This is a genomic window from Bacteroidales bacterium (assembly GCA_035299085.1).
Lineage (GTDB): Bacteria > Bacteroidota > Bacteroidia > Bacteroidales > UBA10428 > UBA5072.
The window spans coordinates 1-20,666 of the sequence record DATGXG010000048.1 but is presented as its reverse complement, the minus strand read 5'-3'; the positions used below and the strand labels follow the sequence as shown (position 1 = coordinate 20,666).

18 protein-coding genes are annotated in these 20,666 nt (G+C 41.7%); 8 read left to right on the top strand and 10 right to left on the bottom strand.

The window, feature by feature from the left end; genetic code table 11:
* Positions 1 to 284 precede the first annotated feature (284 nt).
* The 5 genes from VK179_15870 to VK179_15850 all read right to left on the bottom strand — a co-directional run bounded on the left by VK179_15870 (position 285) and on the right by VK179_15850 (position 5,014).
* A complete protein-coding gene (locus VK179_15870) occupies positions 285 to 1,352 on the bottom strand; it encodes a hypothetical protein (GenBank protein HLO60228.1) in 1,068 nt (355 codons plus the stop codon).
* Between the two features lie 61 nt (positions 1,353 to 1,413).
* A complete protein-coding gene (locus VK179_15865; GenBank protein ID HLO60227.1) occupies positions 1,414 to 2,037 on the bottom strand; it encodes a carbonic anhydrase family protein in 624 nt (207 codons plus the stop codon).
* A gap of 125 nt (positions 2,038 to 2,162) precedes the next feature.
* The gene (locus VK179_15860; protein HLO60226.1) at positions 2,163 to 2,642 is read right to left on the bottom strand and encodes a VOC family protein; all 480 of its coding nucleotides are present in this window, start codon (positions 2,640 to 2,642) and stop codon (positions 2,163 to 2,165) included.
* A 73-nt stretch (positions 2,643 to 2,715) separates the two neighbouring features.
* Positions 2,716 to 3,948, bottom strand: a complete 1,233-nt coding sequence (gene serA / locus VK179_15855) for a phosphoglycerate dehydrogenase (GenBank protein HLO60225.1) — start codon at positions 3,946 to 3,948, stop codon at positions 2,716 to 2,718.
* A gap of 634 nt (positions 3,949 to 4,582) precedes the next feature.
* A complete protein-coding gene (locus VK179_15850) occupies positions 4,583 to 5,014 on the bottom strand; it encodes a cupin domain-containing protein (protein ID HLO60224.1) in 432 nt (143 codons plus the stop codon).
* Positions 5,015 to 5,097: 83 nt separating this feature from the next.
* Between VK179_15850 and VK179_15845 the strand changes: the two genes are divergently transcribed.
* The 5 genes from VK179_15845 to VK179_15825 all read left to right on the top strand — a co-directional run bounded on the left by VK179_15845 (position 5,098) and on the right by VK179_15825 (position 12,138).
* Positions 5,098 to 5,979: a LytTR family DNA-binding domain-containing protein gene (locus VK179_15845; protein HLO60223.1), complete on the top strand. Its 882-nt coding sequence runs from the start codon at positions 5,098 to 5,100 to the stop codon at positions 5,977 to 5,979.
* Positions 5,980 to 6,141: 162 nt separating this feature from the next.
* Positions 6,142 to 8,469, top strand: a complete 2,328-nt coding sequence (locus tag VK179_15840; protein HLO60222.1) for a TonB-dependent receptor — start codon at positions 6,142 to 6,144, stop codon at positions 8,467 to 8,469.
* A 121-nt stretch (positions 8,470 to 8,590) separates the two neighbouring features.
* Complete coding sequence (locus VK179_15835) at positions 8,591 to 10,366, top strand: L-fucose isomerase (protein HLO60221.1); 1,776 nt, start codon at positions 8,591 to 8,593, stop codon at positions 10,364 to 10,366.
* 24 nt (positions 10,367 to 10,390) lie between these two features.
* Positions 10,391 to 11,662, top strand: a complete 1,272-nt coding sequence (locus VK179_15830) for a DUF6786 family protein (GenBank protein HLO60220.1) — start codon at positions 10,391 to 10,393, stop codon at positions 11,660 to 11,662.
* A 122-nt stretch (positions 11,663 to 11,784) separates the two neighbouring features.
* Positions 11,785 to 12,138, top strand: a complete 354-nt coding sequence (locus tag VK179_15825; GenBank protein ID HLO60219.1) for a cation transporter — start codon at positions 11,785 to 11,787, stop codon at positions 12,136 to 12,138.
* A gap of 12 nt (positions 12,139 to 12,150) precedes the next feature.
* Here the strand turns inward: VK179_15825 and VK179_15820 are convergent, their stop codons facing one another.
* Entirely contained in the window at positions 12,151 to 12,837 is a 687-nt protein-coding gene (locus VK179_15820; GenBank protein ID HLO60218.1) for a response regulator transcription factor, read from the bottom strand.
* Positions 12,830 to 14,191 carry a HAMP domain-containing sensor histidine kinase gene (locus tag VK179_15815; protein ID HLO60217.1) on the bottom strand — a complete coding sequence of 454 codons (1,362 nt, stop codon included), beginning with the start codon at positions 14,189 to 14,191 and terminating at the stop codon, positions 12,830 to 12,832. The genes VK179_15820 and VK179_15815 overlap by 8 nt, the downstream gene beginning before the upstream one ends.
* Before the next feature lie 123 nt (positions 14,192 to 14,314).
* Between VK179_15815 and VK179_15810 the strand changes: the two genes are divergently transcribed.
* The 3 genes from VK179_15810 (at position 14,315) to VK179_15800 (ending at position 19,205) form a co-directional block, all read left to right on the top strand.
* Positions 14,315 to 15,028 carry a GLPGLI family protein gene (locus VK179_15810; protein HLO60216.1) on the top strand — a complete coding sequence of 238 codons (714 nt, stop codon included), beginning with the start codon at positions 14,315 to 14,317 and terminating at the stop codon, positions 15,026 to 15,028.
* 207 nt (positions 15,029 to 15,235) lie between these two features.
* Positions 15,236 to 18,010, top strand: a complete 2,775-nt coding sequence (locus VK179_15805; protein ID HLO60215.1) for an outer membrane beta-barrel protein — start codon at positions 15,236 to 15,238, stop codon at positions 18,008 to 18,010.
* 70 nt (positions 18,011 to 18,080) lie between these two features.
* Positions 18,081 to 19,205: a PAS domain-containing sensor histidine kinase gene (locus VK179_15800; GenBank protein HLO60214.1), complete on the top strand. Its 1,125-nt coding sequence runs from the start codon at positions 18,081 to 18,083 to the stop codon at positions 19,203 to 19,205.
* A 13-nt stretch (positions 19,206 to 19,218) separates the two neighbouring features.
* On the opposite strand, the gene VK179_15795 is transcribed toward VK179_15800, so the two are convergent.
* From VK179_15795 to VK179_15785, 3 genes are all read right to left on the bottom strand, one after another.
* On the bottom strand, positions 19,219 to 19,404 hold the full coding sequence (locus VK179_15795) for a DUF6496 domain-containing protein (protein HLO60213.1): 186 nt from the start codon (positions 19,402 to 19,404) through the stop codon (positions 19,219 to 19,221).
* Positions 19,405 to 19,454: 50 nt separating this feature from the next.
* Positions 19,455 to 20,321 carry an isocitrate lyase/phosphoenolpyruvate mutase family protein gene (locus VK179_15790; protein ID HLO60212.1) on the bottom strand — a complete coding sequence of 289 codons (867 nt, stop codon included), beginning with the start codon at positions 20,319 to 20,321 and terminating at the stop codon, positions 19,455 to 19,457.
* A 70-nt stretch (positions 20,322 to 20,391) separates the two neighbouring features.
* Positions 20,392 to 20,666 (bottom strand): T9SS type A sorting domain-containing protein (locus VK179_15785; protein ID HLO60211.1); only part of this gene is annotated, 275 nt, incomplete at its 5' end.

Here is a 20,666-nt window from a genome sequence, read left to right as displayed (position 1 = left end):
TAGCGCCGGCTGAAAGCCGGTGTAAGCGAATATCCAATGCATACAATACTTCTAACCACGGAGTGGTTAAATGTAAACACAACGGTTGTTTACCGTTGACTGATAAGTTCATATGTTCAAATTCAACCGCTAACGCGGATTTTAGCTTAAGTTGACGGCTATGGTCTGTGACTTCGTCTCTGCCAGGCGAAGTCTCCGACTTCGTCTGACCAACTCTGTGCCAGGCGACCGTTCAGACGAAGTTGAAAACTTCGCCTAGCATTTCCGTTCACTACGACTGGATTCTATTTCAATATAACCGATAATTCCATCCCGAAACCGAAAGCCGTCTTATTTGAACTGCCTGCGGGTCTTACATCAAAAAAATCAGGGATCGGACTTTGACTGTAGCCATATTCGTCTTCAGTTCCCCGGTTTGATTTTTTTGAAATATAAAAACCGGGCGCAGCTGAAATGGCAAGCCTGCTGCCTAAATCTCTTACAAAAGCTACCCGGAGATGGTAAATCCAGGTATCCCTCAGCGGCTTTACATAAGTCATCGGAAAATACGTGTAACAGACTACTTCAGGCCTGATTGAAAATGAAGGACTAACCTGGTTCACATGCCCAAGGCCCAATCCTGCCACCCAAAGCTTTTCTTCAACCAGGTTGAAGCCTCCTGAGAAGATAGTATACAATTCTTTGGTACCTAAATGATACGAGATCCCGAGGTTCATATAGTCAGCCACATCAAACGACCACTCATCAAAGTACCGGTTCCGGATGATATTTACAAGTCCTATGGAAACTCCTTTCTTACATGAATCGGCAATATTGATGAGCCCTATCTGAACACCATCAATGCTTTTGGTTGTATTCAGGATTCCCGCAATCTGTAAACCATTTACCCGCGAAGCATTTATATTTGATATCCCTGCAATGGCCACATGGGTTTCTTTTGAAACATTGGTTATACCAGATATCTGTACTCCGCCTGACTCATCGGTTTTGCCAAAAATTCCATTAATCTGTATTCCTTCGAGGTTTTTGGCCATACTGTAGATCCCTGCGGCCTGGAAGCCCGATACATCGCCGCTTGTGATATTGGCAATGCCCCCGGCCTGGAAACCCGAAACGTTTCCCTTGTTCATGTTGATAAGTCCACCCAGTTCAAAACCGTCTACCCCTCCAGTATAACCGGTAAGTATATTAAATGAGAAGTCGAATACGTATGCAGTACTCTTGTATCCATGTGTTCCTAAAGGATAAACAAAGCTTACCTGCACCGGTGAGTGTTGATTTTCCTGTCCTGCCAGCGGACTGATGAAAGAACCACCAAAAAAAGCTGCTATAAACAATAAGAAAGTTTTCATCTGACTCAGGTTTTGATTAAGAGACAGATTTCCTTTCTGATGGTTGCAGGAAATGTTCCTGTCAGTCAAAGAATTTCACGGCACCCGTATCAATGTCGTAAAGTGCACCGGTAATCATTATTTTCCCCTGATGTTCAAGATTTCTAAGGATACTGCTTTGGGCCCGAATGTTGTCCATTGTAAGCATAACATGATTAACACTCACCTTATTCACAAAGTCGGGATTCTTTCCGTTTCTGTCTTTCAGAACCGTTATCTCCCGGTCAATGGCCGGTTTGATCTTGTGGAGTAAACCGGTAAGGTGACCGGTTTTTAGATTGTTACAGGCACCGGTGATGGCTCCGCATTTCGTATGGCCCAGCACTACGATGATCTTTGAATTGGCAATGCTGCAGGCAAATTCCATACTTCCGAGGATATCTTCATTGATGACATTCCCGGCGACGCGGATGCTGAAAATATCACCAAGGCCCTGGTCGAAAATGAGTTCTGCTGAAGTGCGGGAATCTATACAGCTCAATACTGCGGCAAATGGAAACTGCCCTTCGGCTGTGAGATTTACCTGTTTAAGTAAATCCCTGTCTGTTTGCAGGTTATTAAGGAACCTGCAATTCCCTTCTTTTAAATACTTAAGTGCTAATTGCGGGGTTATTTTCTCCTGGGTTTCCTTGGTATGGGTCCACATTGAAATGTATTTACGATTTACGATTTAGCGATTTACGATTTAGAGATTTAGAGATTTAGTGATTTAAGATTTACTATTGTCCAACAAATCGTAAATCGTAAATCGTCCAATCGTAAACCAAAAATTTATTTTGCTGTTGCAAACATTGCGTCCGAACGTTTCTGCATTTCTTCGTACGAAACATCCTCAACATGGGTCATGATGGACCACTGGTGACCGAACGGATCAGTCAAAGTACCTGCCCGGTCTCCGTAAAACTGATCTTTCACAGTCATGTCTCCTTTAACTTTTGCGCCTTCTTTAAGAGCCCTTTCAAATACAGCATCTACGTTCTCAACATACAGGCAAAGAGAAACAGGAGATCCGCCATATGATTGAGGACTGCGGTTTCCCCACATTTCGTTTTCTTCGGCAAGCATAAATTTGCTGTTGCCTATCTCCAGCTCAGCATGGCCTACTGAACCATCTGGCATGGATATCCTGCCTGTTTCACGCGCACCAAAAGCTTTTTTATAGAATTCAATTGCTTTTTCAGCATTTTTCACATTGATGTAGGGCGTTAGCGTATGCCAGCCCTGTGGAACGGGTTTTACTGAATTTTTCATGGTGTTTATCCGTTAGTTGTACAATCGTTTTATCAAAGGGGTAACAACTATACACGGGAAACGGTTTAAAATTTCAGTACAGCATCCTTGCCCGTATAGTGCCTTCAATGGACTTCAGATCATTTAAGAAACCGATATCCAGGTTACTATCCGTATCGATTATGACATATCCTATTTCAGGATCGGTCTGGAGATACTGTGCAGCTATATTTATGCCCTTTGAAGTAAACAGGTAGTTTACTTCCTTCAGCATGCCTGGAACGTTCTTATGAATATGAAGGAATCGTTGTACGTTACGATTAGGCTGCAGGGAAATCTGTACAAAATTCGTCGCACCTATAGTCGAGCCTGTATCGCTGTAGTTGACAAGCTTTTCAGCTACTTCTGTCCCGATATTTTCCTGAGCCTCCATGGTGCTTCCTCCTACATGAGGTGAAAGAATTACATTGTCGAAATTTTGCAATTCAGTCACAAATGAATCACTGTTAGAAGCCGGTTCCTGGGGAAAAACGTCAAGCGCTGCGCCCAATAAGTGCCCTGATTTAAGCGCTTCAGTGAGTGACGGGATATCCACCACGGTACCCCTGGAGGCATTTACAAGATAAGACCCCTTCCTCATGACGGATAATTCCTTAGCCCCGATCATGTTCCGGGTTAACGGTGTTTCCGGTACATGAAGGGTGACAATATGTGATATTTCAAGAAGTTTTTCGAGCGAACTGCAGGCGACAGCTTTTCCCAGGCTGAGTTTCTTTTCTATATCGTAATAATAGACGTTCATTCCGAGTGATTCGGCCAGTATGGAAACCTGTGAGCCGATATGTCCATAACCTACAATACCAATGTTTTTACCACGGACTTCATAGGAATGACTGGCCGATTTAAGCCATTTGCCCCTGTGGGCTGCTGCATTCTTGGCCGGTATGTCGCGCATCATCAAAATGCTCTCTGAAATAACCAGTTCAGCAACGGATCGTGTATTGGAGAAAGGCGCATTAAATACAGGTATTCCCATCATCTTGGCTGCAAACCCGTCAACCTGGTTTGTGCCAATGCTGAAACATCCGATGGCAATCAGTTTTTCTGCATGACTCAGCACTTCTTTTGTCAACTGAGTGCGTGAACGTATACCAATTATGTTGGCCGTCTTTATCTGATGATGGAGTTCATCACCTTCAAGAGCATCCGGCAGCATCTGTACATTGGTATACCCGTTTGCCTTCATGTATTCAAACGCACTTTTATGAACGCCTTCGAGTAAAAGAATTTTGATTTTGTCTTTCTGAAGGGAGTACTTTTTTGTCATGATGATCTGTAATAGAGTTAGAAAACAATATTACTAAAAGTATCCGAATGATTTTCTATTTAATAGCAAATCGTCATTTGTAATCAGTGTATAGAATATTTACGATTTACGATGTACGATTTACGATTTACGATTTACGATGTACGATTTACGATGTACGATTTACGATGTACGATTACGTGCTCTTTGCAAGGTTCTGCCAGTGCGGGCAGATTGCTTCGTCGCATAACAATGTGATTATAATCAAGAGTATTCTCCGCTCCTCGCAATGACGGCTTTTCTTAATTCGTTGTATGTTAATGAATAACCCTGAAAGGGTTCAATTTGAATAACCGCGGGTGAAACCCGTGGTACGGTGCTACGATAACGAAAACAACTCTGAAAGAGTTGAATTATGCATAATTGAAATTGAACCCTTTCAGGGTTCTTGTCTGCTGGTATCATAATCCACGGGTTTCACCCGCGGTTATTCAGATCTCGCTACTTCGTAGCTATTTGTGAAAGCCATGGTTGTCATATCATTGGGTGATCCTAAAAAATAGGGGTGATCACTCGCAATGACGGCTATGTATCCAGTATCCAGTATCCAGCATCCGGCATCCAGCATCCAGCATCCAGCATCCAGTATCCAACCTCAAACATCAAACGTATTAACCTCACTGCCGATCACCATCAACTTCTTTGTATCCGGCATATGAACGATTTCAGGTTTGATAGTGGTGCCAATATCAATATATACAAGCTTTTCATCCTTTGATTCATTCATCATAACATGTGCTCCTTTTTCACCCGTGGGGAAACCTATAACATCACCGGCCTTAACCTCAATCTTTCCCTCAGCTGTCCTCACGGTGCCCTTTCCGCTTATTATGTAAAAAATTTCCTCGTTTGCTTCATGGTAATGATAGCTATATGCAAAATGTCCGGGTTCAACTTCAACAAAATTCGCCCGAAGTTTGGCAATATCTTCCTGGGAAATGATTGACTTAACAAAAAATTCAGTACCGGGCCTGTTTATCTTTTGTGCTTCAATAGAATTGACATTTTTTACTACCAGGTTTTTCATTTGATTGGTTTTAGTATTAGCAACTACAAAGTTATTTAAAATAAATTGCGAAATTTCAGGCAAAAATCTGCCTGATTCAACTAATGAAGTCAAAGATCATTAACAAGCTTGCCACACGGTATCCCCAGAATTTTATTCTGAAAAACCCGCTTCTTGGTTCACTGTTATTCCTGTTTATTTGCCTTGTGTTTCTTGTAATTTATAAACCACTTGAAACCCACGGCTCCCGTTCATTCAGCTATCCTGTCACGATGGCTTTCTATTTTCTGGCTTCAGCATTGTGTGCGTTTCTGTTGATCAGGCTGATCAAGGCTTTACCTTATTTTTCCGATAAGTATGAATGGAATGTTTCAAAGGAATTCCTGTCAGTGATATTGGTCTTGCTGGGGACAGGGATTACTATTTATTTAATGGGGTTTCTCCTTGAAGAACCGGCAGATCGCTGGAATTTTGCTACTTTTTTTGATTCCTGTAAGGCCGCATTTTTGATCGGTATAATTCCATTTGGTTTCTTTAGCCTGATTAACTACCGATACTTACTTTATAAAGAGGTTACCCGGAACTTTAAACCAGAAAGCACAACCGATAAACCGGATGCTTCCGGTAACCTGATCCATATAAATTCACGCCTTAAAAAAGAAGAATTGAGCTTCTATCCCAACCAGTTACTATTCATCGAATCGGAAGGGAATTATGTTGTCTTTCATCTTGTATCAGACGGCCAATGCCGGAAAGAAGTTATCCGAAATTCAATGAATGACATTGAGCAGCAATTAGTGTCAGTCGGTTATTTCCTTAGGGTTCACAGGGCGTTCCTTGTGAATATGAAGAAAATCAGGTTGAAAAAAGGAAATACCCTGGGATATAAGCTTAAACTCTACGGAACAGAGACTGAGATTCCTGTATCAAGGCAAAGGATCGGCCTGTTTGATCAGCTTATGAATGACCTTCAGGCAGGCTCATAAAGGCATGAATGACCATTCATAACAGAATACTTGCCACCCGTAACAAAAATCGGGACAACTCTTTTCGCCTGTAACAAATCGTTGCCATATATCCCGGCTTTTTGGCATTCATAGCGGTAATCCTTCATTTTGTGGCATTAATTGTCACAAAAAAAATCAGCCATGAAAATCTGTTTTATTTCTATTGTACTCCTTAATCTTTCTTTAGGGATTTTTTCACAGAGTTTTATATCGGGAAAAATTGCGGACGCCAGATCAGGTGAACCGGTTCAATATGCGAGCATTGGCTTGTTCAGGTTGCCTGATTCGGTTTTAATCAAAGGCGCAATCAGTGATTCAACAGGATGCTTCAATATTGAACGAATTCCATCTGCAAAATACCGGATCGTAATATCTATGGCCGGATATGACCAGTATTCTCAAACTGCGGATATGTCGTTTCAGGACAGGTTAAATACAGGCGTCATAAATCTCCGCGAAAAAAGCATAGAATTGGGCGCTACCGTTATTACTGCCGACAAACTAAAAGGTAAAGCGGAAAAGGAAAAGACCTTGTATTATATTACGAATAAAATGGCAACCGTTTCTTCGAACGGTATTGACGTGCTGAAACTTGTGCCCGGCGTCCAGGTCGATTTAAACCGGAATATAATCCTGGAAGGAAGCCGGGATGTGGTGATACTGGTTGATGGAATTGAAAGGGATAATAGTTACCTGACCCAAATCATGCCCTACCAGATTGACCGGATCGAAATTCAGAATATGCCTTCTTCGAAATACTCCGGAGACAAAACAGGTGTCGTCAATATTATTCTCAAAAGAAACCATATCGGATTAAACGGTCAGTTTAATCTTGAACTGCCGGTCAATTCTTCCTTATACTATCTTCATCCTGATTATACAGTAAAAGTTGCGTTGAAGAAATTCACAGTTTATACTTCCTGCAATGCTGAAAACATCTCGTTTGACCAGCATGAAAGTCTTCGTCAGCATTACCGTTATAACAATCTTGTTTATGAAAACAATTCCGACCAGTTTATAAGGCAGAATACGAATTCATACCGGTTTCATTATGGATTCGACCTTCAGCTAAACAAAAAATCGCAGGTAAACTTTTATGCTTTTTATAATCCATACTCCCAGAAATATTCCGGCCGGGCCGGTAACATGCAAAATGGTTCCGGAGAATGGAAGGCATTGCGATACAGCAAAGACCAAAACACGAGCACGTATTATTCCCTGTTTTTTAAACATAATTTTAATGAAAACGGTAATGATTTTTCAGTTGATATCACTTCGTATAATTACTCCGGTATTTACAGAAGCCGGTTTACAACGTTAAATAACGATTCGGATATTCCTGCAATTCTGAATATCAGCAAACCCTCTATGAATTCCCTGAGTCTGAAAACCGATGCGAATGCAAGGCTCAGTGAACATCTTGGCATGAATGCCGGAACCAGGATTTCACTCCGTAATATGAAAGAGAATACCAACAGGTTATTCAGCTATCATGACAATGTGTATGCTGCATACATGGGTGCTGTCTATAACCGGCAGAAGGTGAATGTAAGTTCCGGACTACGTCTTGAATACTCAGAATATGTTCTGAAAAATAGTTTCAGCAAACACCATGTTGTTTTGCTCCCCTTTCTGTTGGCCGGTTATAAAATATCAAACGACCGGAATTTTAAAACCGGCATTAATCGAACCATACGCAGGCCTAATCTATATCAGCTTAATCCTGTGGAAATAAGGGACGATCTTTATAATTTTCATAAAGGCAATGCTTCATTGAAGCCGGAATGCAGGACGACAATTTTTTTTGAGTATGCCGGAAGAATGAAAAGCAATTATTTTTCTCTCCGCCTTTTTTATGATCATGTTTCCGATGTGTTGGGAAATCTAAGTTTATTAAAAGATACGGTAATGATCGGATCACTGACGGATAATACCGGAAAAATAAACCAATTCGGCATACTGGTCAGCAGGACTTTTAAAATCGGAAAATCATTAAGCTTTATCCCTTACCTTAAAATATACAGTAATCATTCCAGAGCCAATAGCACAGCATCACATTATTCAATTCCGGATAAGGATCAGATCGTTGCTGAGCCTGGTTTTTCATCCATATTTGCTTTCAGGCATGATATCAGTATGTCCATGGTACTGCAATGCTCAACCCCGCGGAATTCAATAGGGTCTTATGCTTTCAGCGATCCGCTGTATATATTGTCAGCGGAGAAAACAATTCAGAAAAGGCTTAAACTGGGTGTTTCTTGGGCGCTTCCTTTCTGCCGGAATTTCACTTACCAGGGTTCAGATTATAGAAGCGGGGAGTTGTCAAGCCGTTACAGCGGGGAAATTGAATTACACGGCAGGCCGTTATTCTGGTTTAAGCTTGGGTACTCATTTAATTCAGGAAAAACTATAGACAGACCCGGACATTCGGTTGACGAAAGCGAAATACTTCCGAAGAAAGGATTCTAGATATATTTCATTTCAATTTTAAAAATAAAGGAATAATTTTAATTGATATTGAGAAATTCATTCTAATTTAAATTCCCGTAATTCGGATAATAACGGAGATAACCTAATTAAAACTGACTACATGAAGAACAGATTGATTGGAAGGCTGCCTAAAGTTGGAATTCGTCCCGTAATTGACGGACGTGAGACCGGAATTCGTGAATCACTGGAGAACCAGACCATGAACATGGCTAAAAATGCCGCCCGCATCATTGAAGAGAATTTGCGATTCCCATCGGGTGATAAAGTGGAATGTGTTATTTCTGAAACCACCATCGGTGGAATCGCGGATGCTGCACGATGTGCCGATCAGTTTGAAAAAGAAGGGGTGGGTGTTTCGCTCACTGTTACACCCTGCTGGTGTTACGGGATGGAAGTGATGGATTCAAATCCGCTTACACCGAAGGCCATATGGGGTCTCAATGGTACCGAAAGGCCCGGAGCCGTGTATCTTGCTTCGGCAGTTGCCGGTTATAACCAGAAAGGCCTGCCTGTATTCAGCATTTACGGAAGGGATGTCCAGGACGCCAACGATACAAACGTACCGGAGGATGTAAAATCAAAAATATTGCAATTCGTAAGGGCAGGGCTGGCCGTTGCCCAAATGAGAAACAAAACATACCTGGCGCTGGGCTCTGTTTCCATGGGCATAGCCGGTTCACTGGTTAACCCTGACTTTTTCTTTGATTACCTCGGAATGCGGACAGAATTTGTCGATATGTCGGAAATCCGCAGGCGCCTCGATCTTGAGATTTTCGACAAAAAGGAATATGAAAAAGCGCTTAAATGGACTAAAGCCAATTGTAAGGAAGGTCCCGACCCTAACCAGAATCCATCCGACAGGAAAAGAAAAGACTGGGAGTGGGAAACCGTTGTTAAAATGACCCTCATCTGCCGCGACCTGATGGTGGGTAATCCGGAATTGTCCGGGTTGGGCTTCAATGAAGAATCCAAAGGAAGAAACGCCATTGCCGGCGGTTTCCAGGGGCAGAGGCAATGGACTGATTTTTATCCCAACGGCGATTTTACGGAAGCCATTCTCAATTCTTCATTCGACTGGAACGGAATCCGGCAGGCTTATATTTTTGCAACGGAAAACGATAGCCTGAATGGTGTATCCATGCTGTTCGGTCATTTGCTCACCAATACGGCACAGATATTCTCTGATGTCAGAACATTCTGGAGTGCCGATGCCGTTAAAAGGGTTACCGGAAAAACGCTTACCGGACTGGCATCCAACGGGTTCATTCACCTCATTAATTCGGGCTCTACAACCCTTGATGCTACAGCACAACAGCATGATAAAAACGGCAAACCGGTTATGAAACCATACTGGGATATCTCAGAAGATGAGATGAAGAAATGCCTTGAAAATACCGACTGGTGTCCGGGAAACAAAGGCTATTTCAGGGGAGGCGGCTATTCTTCACATTTCCGCACTGCCGGTGAAATGCCGGTCACCATGTCGCGCATAAATCTTATAAAAGGGCTGGGACCTGTACTTCAGATTGCAGAGGGATGGACAACCGAGCTCCCTGGAGATGTTCACAGCATATTGGAAAAACGTACTGATCCGACCTGGCCTACCACATGGTTTGTACCTGCAACTACGGGTACCGGTGCATTCAAGGACGTTTATTCGGTTATGGCCAACTGGGGTGCCAATCATGGCGCCATATCATACGGCCACATAGGATCAGACCTGATTACGCTGGCATCAATGCTTCGTATCCCGGTTTGCATGCACAACGTTCCGGATGAAAGGATATTCCGTCCTGCCACGTGGGCAGCTTTCGGGAGCGACCCTGAAGGAGCTGATTACAGGGCCTGTTCAAATTTTGGTCCGCTTTATATTTAATTCCGGAATATAAAACAACATAAAATGAGAACACATGCACATAACCGGTATACCTGGTTATTGTATATATTAACTGTTCCTTTCATAATCGGCTGCAATACTTCAGGCAGAAATGATCTTAAATCTGCGACAATGACAAAAACATTCATTAAAGGATCATTCGGCTACGATGCTGATTTCCTTGCAAAGCACTCAATTGAAACTGTAATTCTCAAAGATTCCTCATCAGGCGCCTGCGTCATGGTGGCACCCGGTCTGCAGGGCAGGGTAATGACAAGTTCGGCTGACGGCGAGAATGGGTTGAGCTTCGGATGGATCAACTACAGGCTTTTTGATTCAGCAAAAGTAAGCGACCAGTTCAATCCTTACGGTGGAGAAGAAAGGCTATGGCTTGGACCTGAAGGAGGACCGTTTTCAATATATTTTAAAAAGGGTACTTCGCAGGTGTTTGAAAACTGGAAGGTGCCGCCGGCTTTGGATACTGAACCTTTCGAAATAGCAAAACAGGAGAAAAACGCTGTTTCTTTTAAAAAGGATTTTGTCCTGGATAATTATTCCGGTACCCCGATGACCATTGGTATTGAACGGACGGTTAAAATATTCAGCCGGGATGAAATTGAAAAATCACTTGGCATTACAACAGATAGTTCAGTGAAAGCAGTTGCCTATCAATCGGGTAATGTTCTCATCAATAAAGGCAGCAACGACTGGAAAAAAGAATACGGCTTCCTTTCCGTATGGATATTGTCCATGTTTAATCCTTCTGAAAAAGGAGTTGTTTTTATACCTTTTAAACCGGGGTCCGAAAAGGACCTGGGAGTTAAAGTTCACGATGATTATTTCGGGAAAGTGCCGGCTGACAGGCTAAAAATCGGAGAAGACAAGCTCTTTTTTAAAGTCGACGGTAAACAGCGCGGAAAAATAGGAATTCCTCCCATGCGTGCCTTACCTTACTGCGGATCTTATGACCCCGAACAACACGTACTTACCGTGCTTTGGTATTCAAAACCGGATAAGCCTGTGGAATATGTGAATTCAAAATGGGGCGAACAGGACAATCCATTAAAAGGCGATGTGATTAATTCATACAATGACGGACCGGTTGAGGATGGATCGGTGATGGGGCCTTTCTTTGAAATAGAAAGCTCATCACCGGCGGCCTTGCTGAATGCCGGCGACAGCATTAAGCACATCCAGCGGGTATTTCATTTCACCGGCCCTGAAGAAAAGCTGAATCTTATTGCAGTTTCAATTTTTGGTGTTTCATTGTCAGAAGTTAAAACAGCGTTCAATTAAGCCCAGGCCTCTTGGTCCCTATAGTCCCTATGGTCCCTATAGTCCCTAAGACCAGGATAAGCCAGGTGAAGTTTCTTGTACCAATTTCAGAAATACCTATATTTACCTTAAAAATTTCTCACATGAATAGAATTAAAGTGCTTTTCACAGCTATATTGACCATAGCATTATTCAGTTCTATGGTTCAGGCTAATCCAACCGCCCCGGGCAATAAGACCGAAACTATAAAAGTTTCCGGTAATTGCGGATCATGTAAGACAAAGATCGAAAAAGCTGCTAAAATTGAAGGCGTTTCCGAAGCAACCTGGAATACGGATACAAAAGTATTAACAGTGGTTTATGATCCGTCCAAAGTCACCAGCGATGACATTCAGAAAAAAATTGCCGCTGTAGGTTATGACACTGAAAAGTACAAGGCAGACGAAAAGGCTTACAATTATTTGCCGGGTTGTTGCCAGTATGATAGAAAGAATTGATGCCCCCTCTCCCTATTCACAAACAAACAGGTACCCGATTCCCTTCACGGTTATTATCTGTATCGAATTATCCTTTGCCAGGTATTTCCGCAGGTGGGTTATATATACATCCAGGTTCCTGGAGTTGAAGATGGAATCATCTCCCCAGAGCTTGAGCAGTATGTCTTTCCGGTACAATGTGGAATTCCTGCTTTGATAAAGCATTTCAAGTAGAGCGGATTCACGGGCTGACAATTTCCGTAAATCGCCGTCTTTCCATAATTCAAACCGGTTCGGAAGGAAACGATAGCTGCCTATAAGGATTTCCCGTTTTGCTGTTTTCCGCCTGTTATTGGTGAGTTCAAGCAAATTGTTGATCCTGGCAATAAGTTCTTCCATGCTGAATGGCTTTTTGATATAATCATTCCCGCCTGACTCGAAACCTTTTGTTACATCCGAAGTCTGAATTTTAGCTGTAAGGAATATGATGGGAACATCAGGCATCAGCATACGCAGTTTCTTCGCCAGGCTGTAGCCATCCATACCGGGAAGCATGACATCCAGGATACAAATATCAGGATTGAATCGGATGCAAATATCGATGGAGTTGATTCCGTCTTCAGTGTGATTCACTTCAAATCCGCTTCCTTCAAGAGTTTCACTGACTATCCTTGAAAGGCTCGGTTCATCTTCGACATATAATATTCTAACCTTACTCATTCGTTTTGGGTAAACGGACAGAAAATGTACTTCCTTTTCCCGGCTTGCTATCCAGGTGAATCGTCCCCTTATGTCTTTCAACCACCTGTTTTACATAATAAAGTCCCAGCCCGTAACCTTTTTTATAAACATCACCGCCGGGGATCCTGCCGAACTTTTCAAATATTTTTTTTTGAAATTCAGGAGAAATGCCCGGACCATCGTCTTTAACAGAAAAGACAATATCCCTGCCATCAGAAAAAAGATCCACATCAATTCTGACTCCCGCCTGACCATATTTCAGGGCATTGTCAATGAGATTATACATGACATCCATAATGTGCAGGGAGCTGCCGGCAACAATGAACGAATCACCTTCAGCCACCAGTTTAACCTGTGCCTTCTTCTTTTCAAAAACAAGCTGCATCGAATCAATTACATGATCCGCCAGCCTTTTCATGTCTACCGGTTCATTTTTGAATTCCACTCCTTTATTTTCGACGACCGAATTACTAAGAATCCTGCCTGTCATCATATCGAGCCGGTTCAATTCCTTTGAGGCAATATCAAGATACTGCATCGCCTTTGCCGGGTCATTCAATACACTGAAATTCTGCAACGCTTCAATGGCGACTGATACCGTAGCAACCGGCGTTTTCAGTTCGTGGGTAATATTGCTTATGAAATCGTTCTTTAACTCCATAAGACGTTGATTTGATCTTATATTCCGGTACAATGAAATAAATGACAGAGTAATCAGTAAGGTCAGGATTGCACAAAATACCACCTGGGGCATCACTTTTTTAAATGCATATTTGCCCATGTTATAAAAATGGATGGAATATACCCATCCTGAATTCCGGTTGTTTTCCCTGAAAACGGAGATATTGAAAGTCAATTGTATGCCTGCATTATGTAATTCCCTGCTGTATTGGTTTTTCAGACGGTTCATGCTTACAGAATCACCCGTAATCTTTACCTGGAATGTCTCGGGAAATTTTTCAGGCGAAAATCGGGAATAAACAAACCTCAGCAACCTTGTTATTTTTTCCGGTTTCAGTTCATGTGCTCTGTTTTCATCATTGAGCTTTTGAACAATCCTGTTATTCGTAACCTTGTTGGAATCATGGATGCTGCCCGAGGGATTGGTTTTATTTATCGGCGGTCTGCCAGGGGGGACTGGATTAAATGTTTGCACCCTGAGACTGTCCTGTAATGCCATCACTGTGTTCTGGAATAAAAAATAGGAAGTTCTTGTAAAATTCGCGTTTTCAGTCCTTGATGCATTTTTGAGCCACAATATCTCCAGTATCAGCAGCAATGCTGTGCTGGCAGACATCAAAACAATAGCCAACAGGTTCTTTGATGTTTTCATTTCAATACAAAATTAGAATGATCATTAAATTGATCGTTATCCGTTAACCTTAATTAACGTTATATACAGCTTCATAAACCTGGTTTTGAGCCCGTAGTCCCTATCATTGCAGAAAAAAAAGCAATGAAAAGCTACATCTTACCCGTTTTGGTTTTTGCCGGATTAACTAATCCTCAACCTGGTTTTTCACAACAGCAGGGTGTGATAACCTATGAATTGAAAATGAAGCTCATGATGAAAAACGAAGACGATCAGGAGCCTCAATATATTAATGGCCGTCAGCAACTCATTTTTAATGAGAATGAGTCTTTGTACATCCCTTTGCCGGATGATGAGGATGATGAATTCACTAACGGGGTTAAAATGTTCAGGGCTAAGGCACCTGAAATTATTATGTATTCCAATGTTCAGCAAAGGAATACAATTGAGCAAACTGAATTCCTGGGAAAGAAGTACCTGGTTACTGATTCACTCAAAATCGGTTCCTGGAAACTAGGAACGGATACAAAAAAAATCCTTGGTTACGACTGTAAAATGGCAAGTTGGAAAGGTGATTCGGTTCATCCTTCATTGATTGCATGGTATACAACCGACCTGAGGCCTTTCCTGGGACCAGACAATGCCAATACCCTTCCGGGCGCCATACTCGAAGTGGATATCGACAATGGCCGCGGTACGGTATCAGCTCAAAATATTGAGTTTCGTGAATTAAAAAAGAACGAACTGAAAGCACCGAAAGGAGGCAGGCTTATGACACGCAGGGAATATGAAAAGCTTGTCCTCGATGAAATGGAAAGAATGAAGAAAAACGGAGGCAATGTCATGATCGGCGGGTGATCCGCAGTCACCCCTGAGCGGAGTCGAAGGGTATTATGATCCAAAATATTATTCGATACTCCCTTCGACTTGGCTGTGAACGCTCAGTGCTTCGACTCGGCTCAGCATGACATCCGGTAATAAATATGCTTCGACTCCGCTCAGCATGACATCCGGTTCGACTAACAGACTAACAGACTAACAGACTAACAGACTAAAACACTACTTATGAAATACTTAGCCTTATTCATCATTCTGTTTTCCGGTTCTATTCTATCCGCTCAATCTTTCACAATTCAGGGCCAGCTTCACGATAGTCTTTCCCAACCCTTGCCGTTTGCAACGGTTATTCTTCTTTACCCGGGTGATTCAACATTGGTTGATTTTACCACCAGCAATACTGAAGGTAATTTTTCAATCAGAAATGTAAAGCCGGGTAACTATTTGCTGAGAATTTCATTCGTGGGATACAGGACTTATTTTAAAACCATTGCAACGACTTCACCCGGAAACATCCTTGATTTGGGCAACATTCAGCTTTCTGCACAAAACAAATCTCTCGGGGAAGTTACTGTGATATCAGAGAGAGTTCCGGTTGTTGTAAAAAAGGATACCATTGAATTCAATGCGTCTTCTTTTAAGACAAATCCCAACGCCAACGTCGAGGACCTTCTGAAAAAAATGCCGGGGATACAGGTTAAATCGGATGGTAAAATTATGGCTCAGGGGCAGGAAGTAAAAAAAATTGAAATTGAAGGAAAAACGTTTTTCGGGAATGATCCCACTCTGGCTACAAGGAACCTTCCGGCCAATGCCGTGGAAAAGGTGCAGGTATACGACAAAAAATCGGAACAGGCAACTTTTACAGGCATCGATGACGGCGAAAAACAAAAGACAATCAATCTTAAACTTAAAGCGGACAGGAAGAAGGCGCTATTCGGTAACGTTTCTGCCGGGGCCGGAACCAATGATCGATTCAGGGGTAAATTTAGTGTAAACCGGTTCAATTCAGGAAACCAGCTGTCATTTCTTGGAATGGCGGGAAACTTTAATGAACAGGGTTTTTCGATGGAAGATTACCTCAATTTCAGCGGTGCCATGCAACAGATGGCCGGTGGAATTAAATTCCTTGTCAGGCTTGATGAGAATAACAATCTCAACGGTGTTCCGCTCGATATAGGAAATTCAAAAGGAATCATTACAAATTATGCAGGCGGTGCAAATATCAATCACGATTTCGGACGGAAGACCAATGTCAATGCCAGTTATTTTGCAAATTCAATTAATCAGGATCTTCAAACCAAAACGGAACGGTGGAATTTTTTGCCGGGAAACGAGTTTAACTTTGATCAGGATGATATTCAGTTCAATGAAAATACAAATCAACGGCTCAATTTAACAATTGATCAAAAGCTCGATTCATTTAACAGTTTCAAATTGTTAACGGCTTTTAATATTACAGCCACTAAGCTTGATGAAACAGCCGTATCAGCCAATACTGCTGGTGATTCCCCGGTTAATGACAGCCACAGGAGCCTGAATTCTTCGGGTAATGAAATGAGATCCAATTCTGAATTCCTGTTAAGGCACAAATTCAGAAAGCAGGGAAGAACCTTTTCAATCGATTTAAAAGCCGATGTGGTTGCTCAGAATATGAGCGGTTCATTGAATGCAGTAAACCGTTTTTATGGTGATACCATTCAAACCATTAAGCAAAACCAGTTAAATGAAAGGACAAATAACAACACGAACTGCAACGGTAAAATCACATATACCGACAGGATCGGACAGGGTAAATACTATGAAGTTTCCTATGGTCTGGCTGCTGAAAATGGCGATGTTAACCAGGAAGTATTTGATTTGAATAAAGGAATAAAACAGGTTGACACAGCACTTACCAATCAATTCAGCAGTACTTACCTTTATAATACATTAGGCCTGAGTTTCCGGTTTGTAAAAAAGGATTATAACTTTCAGCTGGGCGGAGTTCTGAAACAAACGGATATGTCTGGAATCGTTGAGTCAAATGATACAAGGATCAATAAAAATTACCTCAATTTTTTACCGGTAGTCGGCTTCAAATATGATTTCACCTCTACCCGCCACCTTGAAATAGAATATTCGACTCAGGCTGAACAACCCTCTTTAATTCAGATGCAGCCTGTAGTGGATAACAGTGATCCCCTGAATATATTCACCGGTAATCCCGGTCTTAAACCGTCCTATAATCATACCCTAAGGACACAGTATAATTTCTTCTCACCTTCACGGTTTTTCAGCTTCTTTTTCCTGGCTCAGGCCGATTACAGGATGAATGCCTTTTCAAGCTCACAGACAATCAACGAGAACCTGGTTACTGTTACAACCCCCGTAAATGTGAAATATGAAAAATCAGGATTCACCCAGGTTGATGTCGGCTTTCCGCTTAAATTAATCCGTAGCCGGTTCAATCTTCGAACCGGAATAAGAACGAATAACGGTCTCACAATCATTAATAATACTTTAATCAGGGTTCATTCCGGTTCTTTTGAGGGAAATATCCAATATAATCTGAATATTGATGACAACCTGAATGTGAACCTGAAGGTTGAAATGGACCGCCAATCATCAACATTCGGTGTCGGCATACCGGAACAGCAATACATGAATAGGGTCTATTCAGCTGATGTTAGCTGCAGATTTCTGAATAGGTTCCTGGTTAATGTGAAATCAGATTACCTGCAGTTCAAAAATCTGACCTATGATTACAGGCAGGAAATTCCGATTTTGAATGCCTATCTCTCTTGTTTTATTTTTAAAAGCATGAGGGGTGAAGTCAGGTTTTCAGTAAGCAATATCCTGAACAGGACTATTGGTGTAAGTCAGGCAACAAGCCGGAATTTCATTGAAAGATCGGTTACCAATTCGCCGCATAGATATTTTATGATGAGTTTCACCTACGATCTGAATAAGACTGTCAATCATAAACCTGGGCAGGGAAGCTTTAACGGAATTGGGGGCTAGGAAAGATATTAGTTCGCATCCTGAACAATATATTTTCGTTCCTGTTAAGATTCTGATTGAATTCTGCTTTATGCATTCTACAATTGAAACCTACCTGCAGGTTGTTGAGGCGTCACCCAATGGATTTATAGTGGTGGATGCCAGGGGTAATATCACCCTCGTGAATAAAAAAACCGAATCCATGTTCGGCTATAAACGCGAGGAATTATTGGGAAAAAAAGTTGAAATGCTTATTCCCGGGGAACACCGGAATAATCACGAACACTACCGTGAGGATTTTTTTAAGGAACCCGTTACAAGGTCAATGGGCGCCGGCCGCGATTTGTATGGTTTACATAAGGATGGTTCAAAATTCCCTGTTGAAATTGGGTTAAATCCGATGACTACATCCGAAGGGACATTTGTTATTGCATCAATCATTGATATTTCGAAACGCAAACAGGATGAGGATATTTTAAAGGAAAACGAAGAGGAAATTAAAAAGAAAAATGAAGAACTTACACGGTTCATTTATACGGTTTCCCATGATTTGAAAAGTCCCTTAATCACAATTAAGTCTTTTTCTTCTTTTCTGAAAGAGGATATCGAGATTTCAGATAAAGATTCACAGGAAAAGGATATTGCTTATATTCAGAATGCTGCAGATAAAATGGGCCTATTGCTGGATGAATTACTCGAACTTTCAAGAATCGGAAGAAAGGAAGACCCGAAAACCGAAATTTCAATGCAGGCAATTGTACAATCTGCTGTTGATTTGGTGGCAGGCCGACTCCGCCAGGGCCAGGTAGAAATCAAACTCACCGGTCCGCCCGTCACACTTTATGGTTATGAGCAGCGATTAGTACAATTATTCCAGAACCTGATCGACAATTCTGCCAAGTTTATGGGAAAACAGCCCAAACCTGTTATAGAAATTGGCTCATACCTGGAAAAGAGTAAAAATATGGTAGTGTTGTTCGTTAAAGATAATGGCATTGGAATCGATCCGAAATACCATCACAAGCTTTTTGGATTATTTGAAAAGCTGGACGCAAAAAGTGAAGGTACCGGCATAGGTCTGGCCCTGATAAAAAGAATTACAGAAGTCCATAAAGGGGCTATATGCCTTGATTCTGAGGGTGAGGGAAAGGGCACGTCATTTTATTTTACCCTTGAAGGCGCACACATTGCTGATAAAGAGACAGCAACTGCCTGAATCACCAGCTTAATTATTTTGTTTTCTTTTTGGGTACTTTATCCCCTTCTTTCCGTGCTTCACTGATACCAATGGCAACAGCCTGTTTTCTGTTTGTGACTTTCTTCCCTGACCGGCCTGATTTGAGTTTACCCTCCTTGAATTCTTCCATTACCTCACCAATCTTGTCCTGCGCTTTATCTGAATATTTCTTTGCCATAACATTACAATTAACTGATTTGATTAATAACATATAACAGGCTGATAAGTTTATGAATTCCCGATCGCCATTTTATAAGCCAATGCAGCCTTTTCACGAGGGGTGAATGCGTCGGACAACACCTCATAGGTTCCCTTATGCATGATTTCATCAGCTGCTTTTTTAATTAATGCCAGCGTGGCTTTCATCATGCTTGAGCCGAGGCTTAAACGGGCGACACCCAGGTCCTGCAATTCTCTTACCGAAGGAGGAAATCCTTCACCTATTGAAGGATTGGCAAGGATATTAATGGGTGCATTAATTTCCTTAACCAACGTGGAAATCGTTTCTTTATCCCACACTGGTTGCACAAAAATGCAGTCGGCACCGGCTTCCCTGTATTTGTTGCCTCGTTTTATCGATTCAGATAATTTCTCCCGGTGTGAACCCGTGGAAGTATAAAAGGAATCAGTCCGAGCATTGATCACCAAATGAAATCCAAGCGAATCGGATAATTGACGTATGGATGAAATCCTTTCACAGAACTCCTTTTCATCCGTTAATACCGGACTTAAGTTATTGCTGTCTTCTATGTTAATTCCGGCAATACCTGTTGAAATTATTTTAGTCACCGATTCAATGATTTCATACGGGGTATTACCATAGCCTGCTTCAATATCAACAGTAACCGGAACTTTCACCGAATTGACAATGCCGGTAATTACACTGATCATCTCGGGCAATTTGATTACCTGGCTGTCGGGGTACCCTAATGACGCGGCAATTCCCATGCTTGTGGTCGCAACTGCTTTATAGCCGCAAGCTTCAATTAATTTTGAACTGCCAATATCCCATGAGTTCAGCAGGACGAGAATTTCATTGTCATGGTGGTACTTTAGAAATAGATCAGCTTTTTCTTTCTGAATATGTGTTGCCATAATCTGTCCTTATGAGGTAAATGCATTTTATGATCTTAAAGACAAGTTATTGGTGATATTGTTTATAGTTTCAGCCTGCGCATTTAACTAATTTCTTTGTAACGGTTCCATCACTACTTTTTATTTTTAAAAGGTATATGCCTGGACTTAACTTGTCAACCGGAATTTGCCCGTAATTATTAATATTCTTGTGAAACCTGACAATTCCGGAGAGATCAATTAATTCTATTTCCGCATATCCCTTGATTCCGCTAATATTCAGATAAGTGCTAAACGGATTCGGATAGATACTGACTTTGTTTTCGATTTCCGTATCCGTGGGGGTAATATCTTTATTCCAATAGT

Bases quoted from the DNA above. Each gene is read 5' to 3' on its own strand.
- VK179_15795 (HLO60213.1), bottom strand. From the start codon at position 19,404: ATGGCAAAGAAATATTCAGATAAAGCGCAGGACAAGATTGGTGAGGTA.
- VK179_15820 (HLO60218.1), bottom strand. From the start codon at position 12,837: ATGAGTAAGGTTAGAATATTATATGTCGAAGATGAACCGAGCCTTTCA.
- VK179_15870 (HLO60228.1), bottom strand. From the start codon at position 1,352: ATGAAAACTTTCTTATTGTTTATAGCAGCTTTTTTTGGTGGTTCTTTC.
- VK179_15845 (HLO60223.1), top strand. From the start codon at position 5,098: ATGAAGTCAAAGATCATTAACAAGCTTGCCACACGGTATCCCCAGAAT.
- VK179_15790 (HLO60212.1), bottom strand. From the start codon at position 20,321: ATGGCAACACATATTCAGAAAGAAAAAGCTGATCTATTTCTAAAGTAC.
- VK179_15835 (HLO60221.1), top strand. From the start codon at position 8,591: ATGAAGAACAGATTGATTGGAAGGCTGCCTAAAGTTGGAATTCGTCCC.
- VK179_15825 (HLO60219.1), top strand. From the start codon at position 11,785: ATGAATAGAATTAAAGTGCTTTTCACAGCTATATTGACCATAGCATTA.
- VK179_15865 (HLO60227.1), bottom strand. From the start codon at position 2,037: ATGTGGACCCATACCAAGGAAACCCAGGAGAAAATAACCCCGCAATTA.
- VK179_15850 (HLO60224.1), bottom strand. From the start codon at position 5,014: ATGAAAAACCTGGTAGTAAAAAATGTCAATTCTATTGAAGCACAAAAG.
- VK179_15860 (HLO60226.1), bottom strand. From the start codon at position 2,642: ATGAAAAATTCAGTAAAACCCGTTCCACAGGGCTGGCATACGCTAACG.
- VK179_15830 (HLO60220.1), top strand. From the start codon at position 10,391: ATGAGAACACATGCACATAACCGGTATACCTGGTTATTGTATATATTA.
- VK179_15805 (HLO60215.1), top strand. From the start codon at position 15,236: ATGAAATACTTAGCCTTATTCATCATTCTGTTTTCCGGTTCTATTCTA.
- VK179_15800 (HLO60214.1), top strand. From the start codon at position 18,081: ATGCATTCTACAATTGAAACCTACCTGCAGGTTGTTGAGGCGTCACCC.
- VK179_15840 (HLO60222.1), top strand. From the start codon at position 6,142: ATGAAAATCTGTTTTATTTCTATTGTACTCCTTAATCTTTCTTTAGGG.
- VK179_15810 (HLO60216.1), top strand. From the start codon at position 14,315: ATGAAAAGCTACATCTTACCCGTTTTGGTTTTTGCCGGATTAACTAAT.
- VK179_15815 (HLO60217.1), bottom strand. From the start codon at position 14,191: ATGAAAACATCAAAGAACCTGTTGGCTATTGTTTTGATGTCTGCCAGC.
- serA (HLO60225.1), bottom strand. From the start codon at position 3,948: ATGACAAAAAAGTACTCCCTTCAGAAAGACAAAATCAAAATTCTTTTA.